Below are 7495 nucleotides of genomic sequence, written 5' to 3' on the forward strand. Positions count from 1 at the left end.
TTTAAAATTACATAATGAGGAGATAGGCGATGGACAGCCTTACAACGGATAATGTTGAACAATTAACACTTGCAGAGCTTCGAGAGCTGCAAACGAAACGGTTAAAACAAACCCTGACTTTTGTATATGAAAATAGTCCGGTCTATAAGAAAAAGTTCGATGATGCAGGTGTACATCCTGACGACTTCGTGACTTTAGACGATCTGGCAAAGTTTCCATTTACCACCAAACAGGATTTAAGAGATAACTATCCGTTTGGGATGTTTGCTGTGCCACAAGAGCAAATTGTGCGTTTACATGCATCATCTGGCACAACGGGTAAACCGACTGTGGTGGGTTATACCCAAAAAGATATTAATACGTGGTCGGATATCGTGGCGCGTTGCTTACGCATGGCAGGTTTAACCGCGAAAGATATGGTTCAGGTGGCTTATGGCTATGGACTCTTTACAGGTGGTTTAGGCGCACATTATGGCGCTGAACGCTTAGGTGCAACGGTTATTCCAATGTCTGGCGGGCAAACTGAAAAGCAAGTTCAGCTTATTCAAGACTTTAAACCGACTGCAATTATGGTTACGCCATCGTATTGCGTGAGTATTATTGAAAAGCTCGAACAGCAATTTGGTACTGCACGTAATACTTCTTTAAAAGTGGGTATTTTTGGTGCCGAGCCGTGGACCAACGAACTGCGCCGTGAAATTGAAGAACGCCTTAATATTAAAGCACTCGATATTTATGGTTTGTCTGAGGTGATGGGTCCGGGTGTTGCGATGCAGTGCTTAGGTGAGGGCGAGGGATTAACCATTTGGGAAGATCATTTCTACCCAGAAATTATTAACCCTGAAACAGGTGAAGTCTGTAAAGATGGCGAACTTGGCGAGCTAGTCTTTACCACCATTACCAAAGAAGGCTTACCGATTATTCGTTACCGTACTCGTGATTTGACCCGTTTACTCGCTGGAGAAAATCTGGCAATGCGTAAGATGGATAAAATCGTGGGCCGTAGCGACGACATGTTGATTATTCGCGGTGTGAACGTTTTCCCGACCCAAATTGAAGAGCAAATTTTGCAAGTTCCGCATTTAGTTCCAAATTATGAAATTTTGGTGACTAAAAAAGGCCATATGGATACTTTGCATATTCGTACAGAGATGTGTCATAACTGTACTATACAGGCCAATCAACTTGCTCAGGAGTTGATGAAACGCATTAAAACCATGATTGGGATTAGCGTTACTGTAGAAGTTGTGACAGAAGCGACCTTACCTCGTTCGGAAGGTAAGGCAAAGCGGGTAATCGATATGCGTCAGATTGCTTAACATCAAGATCATTCAGGGTATAGAATCTATACCCTGAAACTAAACGCCAAGATATGAGTATGAGTGCAAAAATACAGCAAATAATTGATTCTGTTGTAAAGAATGAGACCTTAAGTGGAACTTCGCTTATTTCGACAATTTTTGGAGATTCAGTACTTCATCGGGGTGGAAACATTAGTCTTGCAAGCCTGATTCAGTTATTAGAGCTGTTTGGTTTTAATGACCGCGCTGTAAGAACCTCTGTTTTTCGTTTAGTTAAAAATGATTGGTTATGTTCGGACAAAATCGGCAGAACCAGTTTTTATCGAATTACCGATTCGAGCCGTTCGACTTATTTGCAGGCTGAACAACGTATTTATAACGACCAGATGAAAGAGTGGGACCATTATTGGGATCTTATTCTGATGTCTAGCCTCGACACTGAAAATAAAGCGTTGTTAAAGAAAGAACTCGAATGGTTAGGATTTGCCAATATTTCTACAAACCTAATGGCGTATCCGGGTTGTAACCGTATTGAGCTGCAACGCTTGTTAGTTGACTTAAATATGAGTGAGCAAGTGGTGGTGTTTAAAGCCGAAACTTTGCAGCTTTTTAATAACTCGGTCGATACCATTGGACGTATGCTCAGAACCAACTGGCCAATCGATGAATTACGCCAAAGATATCTACAGTTTCTCGATATTTTTAGGGAAATTGGCGTGTTGCTGATGCAGGAAAATGAACAACTCGAACCTGTTCAAGCCTTTCAAATTCGAACTTTGCTGATTCATTATTATCGACGGATTTTATTGAAAGACCCAGCACTACCGCTTGAGTTGTTGCCAACTGACTGGCCTGCGATTAGTGCACGAACTTTATCAATGAATATTTATAAAAAAGTATTTGAACCTGCCGATGAATACTTCTTGTCTGTTGCCGCAACAGCAGAAGGACCAATGCCAAATGCCACAGCACATTATTGGCGCCGTTTCGGAGGTTTGGTGGCGACAAATGAGAGGTTAAATCATGCCTTGTTATAGTATTGACGGTGTTATTCCGGTAGTCAGCCCAGAGGCCTTTGTACACCCAACCGCTGTTTTAATTGGTGATGTGATTATTGAAGCGGGTGTATATGTGGGGCCATTTGCTTCATTGCGTGCCGATTTTGGTCGTATTCATATTAAGCAAAATGCCAATGTACAAGATAACTGCACCATACATGGTTTTCCGCAAAGCGTGACTTTAGTTGAGGAAATGGGACACATTGGGCATGGCACAACTTTACATGGTTGCCGCATTGGTAAAAATGTTTTGGTCGGCATGAACAGCGTAATTTTAGACTATGCCGAAATTGGTGAAAACACTATTATTGGCGCAAATAGTCTGGTCAAAACTAAAGATGTTATTCCGGCAAATGTATTGGCAATGGGCAGTCCTGCCAAGGTTGCGCGTGATTTATCAGAACAAGAAAAAAAGTGGAAAACCAGAGGCACGCAAGAATACATGGAGCTTGCACAGCGCTGCTTAAACTCAATGCAAGAGGTTCAGCCTTTAAGCTCAGAGTTGGATGACCGCCTGACCTATAAAGACTTTAGTGCTTCAAACTATCAGATTAAACAAGATAGTGTTTAACGGCTATTCATAAGTCGATTTCAATACATAGGTTTAACACTTAAGGAATACTCGCACGAGTAGGGAGACGTTTGTGCAAAAAATGGAATTTACCGCAGTTGATCAATTCGCAGAGCTATTGGGTGTACAAGTGCTGCATCGTAGTTTTGATGAAGCGCGTTGCAAGCTTAATGTAAAAGACGAACATATGAATGCCTTGGGCGGCGTGCATGGTGGTGTCATATTTTCTTTAGCCGATATCGCTTTTGCGATGGCTTGTAATGCAGGGGATGCGCCATATACAGGCCTACAGGCGGATATTCGCTATATGAGTGGTGCGAAAGATAAGGTGTTATTTGCAACGGCAACCAAGGTCGGCAGTAGTAAAAAATTTGCGCATTATGAAGTGTTAATAACAGATGGTTTGAATAATAGAGTCGCTTTATTTACTTCTACCTGTTACAGACTTGCGCCGTAAGATGTGGTTGGTTTTAAGCAGACTGGTTGGGCTTGTTTACGCACATTTTCACTTATTAGTTCCGTTTCGATAAAACCAATTCCTGACTTTCATTGTAAAAAGTTAAGGTATAGCTTTTTAAAGTTGTCCCATTTGAACTGATAAAAAATTTGCCTGAGACTGGTACTTTCCATTCTGATCCAACATTGCTTGCTAAGCCAATCCATGCGTGTCCATTAAAAGTAAATACTCGTTCCTTTTCTATATGGAAGTCTTCGAAATAAATGGCATCACACCAAAATTTGTCGGCATTATCAAAGTCTTTTTTAGAGAATTTCCAACAACTTAAAATTGAAAAGTTACTTTCAAACCATTCATCTTTATAGTTGAGATAAATGTAGTTATGAATAGCCTCAGCCGTAAGTTTTTCTAATTGTAGAACCCTTCGCTGAATACGTCTTTTACTCGAGTAAATGAATTTTCTATACTTATCTTCTTGGTATTCGTTTCTTTCCATATTTTTAAATATTACAGATTTTGATTCAAAGCTAAGTCATGGTTATTGTACTTAGCTTTGGTTTTTTGAGAAGGGTATACTTGAGTTAGACTTCATTTAAAAGCTAATCAACTTTTATAAATAATGAGTTGTGAACGGACCTTATTTTTCAGGGTCTAGATAAACAACACCTAAATTAACTTTTTTATAAGGTCTGAATTCACCTTCATCAGCTTTTATTCTTTTATATTTCTCCTCAGAATAGTCTATATCCTTTACCTTAAAACCATCAAAACTAATATAAATTAAAGCAGCCATGTTAGAGTATTCCTGCATGTCTGGTTTAAAAAAGTAATATTTTTTTGCAATAGGTTTTAATGTAAAGCTACCATCTTTATTTGAAACAAGCTCGGGAGCATCATTTGGAGTTAAGCCATTAAATCCAATAAAGCCTTTTTGTTGTCTTAGAGGTTCTTTCGTAGCGTTATTATAAATATAGCCTGACACTTCCGGAGTAAGATAAATTTCTTTCTGTGAGCACGCTGAAAGAGTTACTGTCATACAAAAAAAGAGTAGCAGTGTTATTATTTTTTTCATTGTTTTGAGATTCCTGAAATAAATAAAAGCCCAGTTACATCTTTTTTATTTGCAACCATATTTTTATCCCAATTTGGAATTGCTGTTAAATTACCTTTGGCATATTTCATCAAATCTATTTTTCCTGATGTAAGGTAGCTTGTCCCAGATTTTGGAACTTGCCAAATCTCTGATGAACTATGGTGTGTTATTGAATCCATGATCCTTCCAAGGGAAGTTTTTCAAATCTTTCTGCTGGAAGTAATATGCCTTTACTTGTTCTTCTATCATGAAAATAAAAGTCGGTATGATGAGAAATAAGGTCATCAAATTTAAGTTGTTTTTGCCAAATGTACTTTATGAGGCAGACATGATAGCTAAAAAAATCTTCAAATTTACTAAAATCATTTGAAGAACGTAAATAGCCTCCAATTTTATTCCAAAAATTTTGATCAGGATTCATGTTTGCCATCAATGCGACAAGGTTCATTGAATCAACTTCTTGGATCTTTATATGTTGAAACTCGATATTGATTTCTAAAATCGCATCTTTGGTAGTTTTGCCATTTTGATTAAACTCTTTTGCAATTAATAAGATGGTTGTCATTTCTGAAAAATGGCAAACGTCTTTTAGATTACAATATCTATAGTAGGTATTTTCTAATATCTGATCTAAATTTCTTTTATGTGATGTCTCTGTCATACATTCAATATAAAAACATTCAGCTATTAAGTAGTCGCCTGCTGAGGCAAAGAAGCCAAAAGGAATTTTTCTTAGTTTTTGATAGTTGTCATCTATTTTTAAGATAATATTTTCTTTTTCATTGCCATAATGTAATACACCTCTTCTGTCTGTTGCTAGAATGGCAAAATCATTCAGATTAAAAGCTATAACTAAAGACATAATAATTACAAATATTTTTTTAATATATAATATAATTTAGCAAAAAATTAAGCACTTGATAAATAGAGAATTTAAAATGGGCGGAAAATTTGTAGTTAGAGCAGGGCAACATAAGTTTGAAAGTGGTGAGAAAATTGTTTCACCTGTGAATATATTGCCTACTGCACCCAATAATTATAGCCATAAAGTAAATTATAAGTTTGAATATACAGATGAAAATGGTGAGAAAATTGAACCACCTGAAGATTTTCACAAACAAGTGTTCGTTATAGACACAGATAGTAAGAAGTTACTTGTGCAAAGAAATCTTAATAATTCTAATGAGGACACAACACTACGATTTTATACAGCGGAGGCGAAACCATTTAAAGCATTATTATTCAATAGTGAAAATATAAGAATGGATAAACCTGATGACATATTTTTTAATGAGGATGAAGTCGATGATACATCATCATTTGATAGTATTTCTGTAACTGGTAGTGATGAATAAACACAATGGCACTAACTGAATATAAAATCAAAGTTGTTGATGCTAGCAACAAGCCTTTGCTGAACTTTCCTATGGCAACACGCTATGTTGGTGGAGATAAAAAAAATAATAAATTAACAAGTGATACTGAAGGTATTTTAACTTTTCAATCTGATGGTCGAGCCGTAGAAGTATTTGTGCTAGCTCCTATTGATAAAAATGGTCAACCAGATATGACCAAATTTAAAGAAGATAGCGACAATGATAATGCCTATTATCAAATTACGACGCTCAATGTGTTGAGAGAATTACCGTCTTCCATTAAGTCACCTTATTTTTTGACTGACTATGGTATAGCAAAGACAAAATTCATATTTTATGAAAATGAACAAGACAAGAAAGTTTATTCATTACCTCTTACAGTGAAAGTTTCTTATTTAGTTGGTGAAGCTAAAAATTCTCCACAGTTCATTGAGGTTACTCGAGAAGTAAAAAATGGTGAATTAAATATTACGTCTATTTTACATAGCCGAATACAAGTTCACCCATTTAAACCTGATAATACTCCTTTTAAAACACCTCAAGGGTATACACCTCGATCAACTACACCAATAACTTTATCTGTTTACTTTGATATTAAAAGTAATAACTCGACTACTGAACCTGATGAGCCAGATTTATCTGTAAAAGTTCCGGAGGTTGGTGATATCAAATGCCTAACTTGTGGTAAATCATTGAAAATTGATCTTGATTTTATTAAAAAGGTGGCTCCGAAAGCTAAGAAAGATTTTCAACAGGCTTTACTGAACTTACCCAAATTCCTTAAGAAATATTCTAGTAATACTTGTAAAGATTTAGTACATATTTTGGCTCAAGGGAAAATTGAGACAGAAGAATTTAAAGCTTTAATTGAAAGTATGATTTATACCACTCGATCATACACAGGTAAATCTTTGTATAATATGATGAAAACAAATTTTACGAATGCTTTTAAAAGACATGGTATGGAAAAGCTTACTTTAGATCAGAGGTACAAATATGTAGAGAAGCACTTCATGTCAAATGATCCAGCGATTGCTCAATTCCTTTATTCAGTTCCTGAATATCCAAACAAAAACTATAGAGGACGAGGTCTAATTCATTTAACACACTTTGCAACGTATGTTCGTTGTGCTAAAGAGACCGGTTTAGATATAGAAAAAAATCCTGAATTATTACAAACTGATTATAATGCTGCTATTGAAAGTGCTACATGGTTTTGGAAAGATAATAATATCAATAACATAACAAAGAAAGATAATAGTAAAATTAATGATGACAAACTTACAAATAAAGTAACTGTAGTGGTCAATCCTGGAATGAAAAAGGCGAAAGAAAGGCGAGACGAAAAATTAAAAATAGCAACAGAATTTATAGCTAAGTATGGAGAGTGTAAGTGAAAAAATATATATGGATTCTATTTATATTTTTATCTTTTAATGTATATGCCGATACAAATAAGTGCATTAATTTTAAAAAAGATTATAGTCATTATAATAATGAAAATATGTATGATTTGGATGCCTACCTAACTGATTGTCATCAGAAATCTAAAAAAATAGAAACTTTTGGATATTTTGGAGATAGCCCTAAAGTAAATTATTACTTTTTTCAAAAAATAGATGGTATTAATCGTTTATTT

General features: G+C 35.7%; 11 protein-coding genes. 7 read left to right on the forward strand and 4 right to left on the reverse strand.

The window, feature by feature from the left end:
• Window positions 1–29: 29 nt before the first annotated feature.
• The 4 genes from paaK to ACH63V_RS11560 all read left to right on the forward strand — a co-directional run bounded on the left by paaK (window position 30) and on the right by ACH63V_RS11560 (window position 3387).
• Window positions 30–1319, forward strand: coding sequence for a phenylacetate--CoA ligase PaaK (gene paaK, locus ACH63V_RS11545; protein WP_130120854.1), 1290 nt, complete (start codon window positions 30–32; stop codon window positions 1317–1319).
• Between the two features lie 53 nt (window positions 1320–1372).
• Window positions 1373–2338: a phenylacetic acid degradation operon negative regulatory protein PaaX gene (gene paaX / locus ACH63V_RS11550; protein WP_000062822.1), complete on the forward strand. Its 966-nt coding sequence runs from the start codon at window positions 1373–1375 to the stop codon at window positions 2336–2338.
• Window positions 2325–2930: a DapH/DapD/GlmU-related protein gene (locus tag ACH63V_RS11555; RefSeq protein WP_396463564.1), complete on the forward strand. Its 606-nt coding sequence runs from the start codon at window positions 2325–2327 to the stop codon at window positions 2928–2930. The genes paaX and ACH63V_RS11555 overlap by 14 nt, the downstream gene beginning before the upstream one ends.
• 73 nt (window positions 2931–3003) lie before the next feature.
• Window positions 3004–3387 carry a PaaI family thioesterase gene (locus tag ACH63V_RS11560; RefSeq protein WP_396463565.1) on the forward strand — a complete coding sequence of 128 codons (384 nt, stop codon included), beginning with the start codon at window positions 3004–3006 and terminating at the stop codon, window positions 3385–3387.
• Window positions 3388–3442: 55 nt separating this feature from the next.
• Here ACH63V_RS11560 and ACH63V_RS11565 read toward each other — a convergent pair whose 3' ends face one another.
• The 4 genes from ACH63V_RS11565 to ACH63V_RS11580 all read right to left on the reverse strand — a co-directional run bounded on the left by ACH63V_RS11565 (window position 3443) and on the right by ACH63V_RS11580 (window position 5342).
• On the reverse strand, window positions 3443–3883 hold the full coding sequence (locus ACH63V_RS11565) for a hypothetical protein (protein WP_396463566.1): 441 nt from the start codon (window positions 3881–3883) through the stop codon (window positions 3443–3445).
• Window positions 3884–4024: 141 nt separating this feature from the next.
• Window positions 4025–4459 (reverse strand): hypothetical protein, encoded by a 435-nt coding sequence (locus ACH63V_RS11570; RefSeq protein WP_396463567.1) that lies wholly within the window; start codon window positions 4457–4459, stop codon window positions 4025–4027.
• Window positions 4456–4659, reverse strand: a complete 204-nt coding sequence (locus tag ACH63V_RS11575) for a hypothetical protein (RefSeq protein WP_396463568.1) — start codon at window positions 4657–4659, stop codon at window positions 4456–4458. Before ACH63V_RS11575 ends, ACH63V_RS11570 begins: the two co-directional genes overlap by 4 nt.
• Window positions 4647–5342, reverse strand: coding sequence for a hypothetical protein (locus ACH63V_RS11580; RefSeq protein WP_396463569.1), 696 nt, complete (start codon window positions 5340–5342; stop codon window positions 4647–4649). Before ACH63V_RS11580 ends, ACH63V_RS11575 begins: the two co-directional genes overlap by 13 nt.
• A 76-nt stretch (window positions 5343–5418) precedes the next feature.
• On the opposite strand from ACH63V_RS11580, the gene ACH63V_RS11585 reads away from it, so the two are divergent.
• The 3 genes from ACH63V_RS11585 to ACH63V_RS11595 form a co-directional block, all read left to right on the forward strand.
• Entirely contained in the window at window positions 5419–5835 is a 417-nt protein-coding gene (locus ACH63V_RS11585) for a hypothetical protein (RefSeq protein WP_396463570.1), read from the forward strand.
• A 5-nt stretch (window positions 5836–5840) separates the two neighbouring features.
• Window positions 5841–7253 carry a glycoside hydrolase family 19 protein gene (locus tag ACH63V_RS11590; protein WP_396463571.1) on the forward strand — a complete coding sequence of 471 codons (1413 nt, stop codon included), beginning with the start codon at window positions 5841–5843 and terminating at the stop codon, window positions 7251–7253.
• The coding region (locus tag ACH63V_RS11595) for a hypothetical protein (RefSeq protein WP_396463572.1) at window positions 7250–7495 on the forward strand (246 nt) is incomplete at its 3' end. The genes ACH63V_RS11590 and ACH63V_RS11595, both read left to right, overlap by 4 nt.

This window comes from Acinetobacter sp. ABJ-A23_2 (genome assembly GCF_044538765.1).
GTDB classification, from domain to species: domain Bacteria; phylum Pseudomonadota; class Gammaproteobacteria; order Pseudomonadales; family Moraxellaceae; genus Acinetobacter; species Acinetobacter nosocomialis_A.

Coding starts and splice junctions, on each gene's coding strand:
- paaK (WP_130120854.1), top strand. CDS start 30: ATGGACAGCCTTACAACGGATAATGTTGAACAATTAACACTTGCAGAG.
- paaX (WP_000062822.1), top strand. CDS start 1,373: ATGAGTATGAGTGCAAAAATACAGCAAATAATTGATTCTGTTGTAAAG.
- ACH63V_RS11555 (WP_396463564.1), top strand. CDS start 2,325: ATGCCTTGTTATAGTATTGACGGTGTTATTCCGGTAGTCAGCCCAGAG.
- ACH63V_RS11565 (WP_396463566.1), bottom strand. CDS start 3,883: ATGGAAAGAAACGAATACCAAGAAGATAAGTATAGAAAATTCATTTAC.
- ACH63V_RS11570 (WP_396463567.1), bottom strand. CDS start 4,459: ATGAAAAAAATAATAACACTGCTACTCTTTTTTTGTATGACAGTAACT.
- ACH63V_RS11575 (WP_396463568.1), bottom strand. CDS start 4,659: ATGGATTCAATAACACACCATAGTTCATCAGAGATTTGGCAAGTTCCA.
- ACH63V_RS11580 (WP_396463569.1), bottom strand. CDS start 5,342: ATGTCTTTAGTTATAGCTTTTAATCTGAATGATTTTGCCATTCTAGCA.
- ACH63V_RS11585 (WP_396463570.1), top strand. CDS start 5,419: ATGGGCGGAAAATTTGTAGTTAGAGCAGGGCAACATAAGTTTGAAAGT.
- ACH63V_RS11590 (WP_396463571.1), top strand. CDS start 5,841: ATGGCACTAACTGAATATAAAATCAAAGTTGTTGATGCTAGCAACAAG.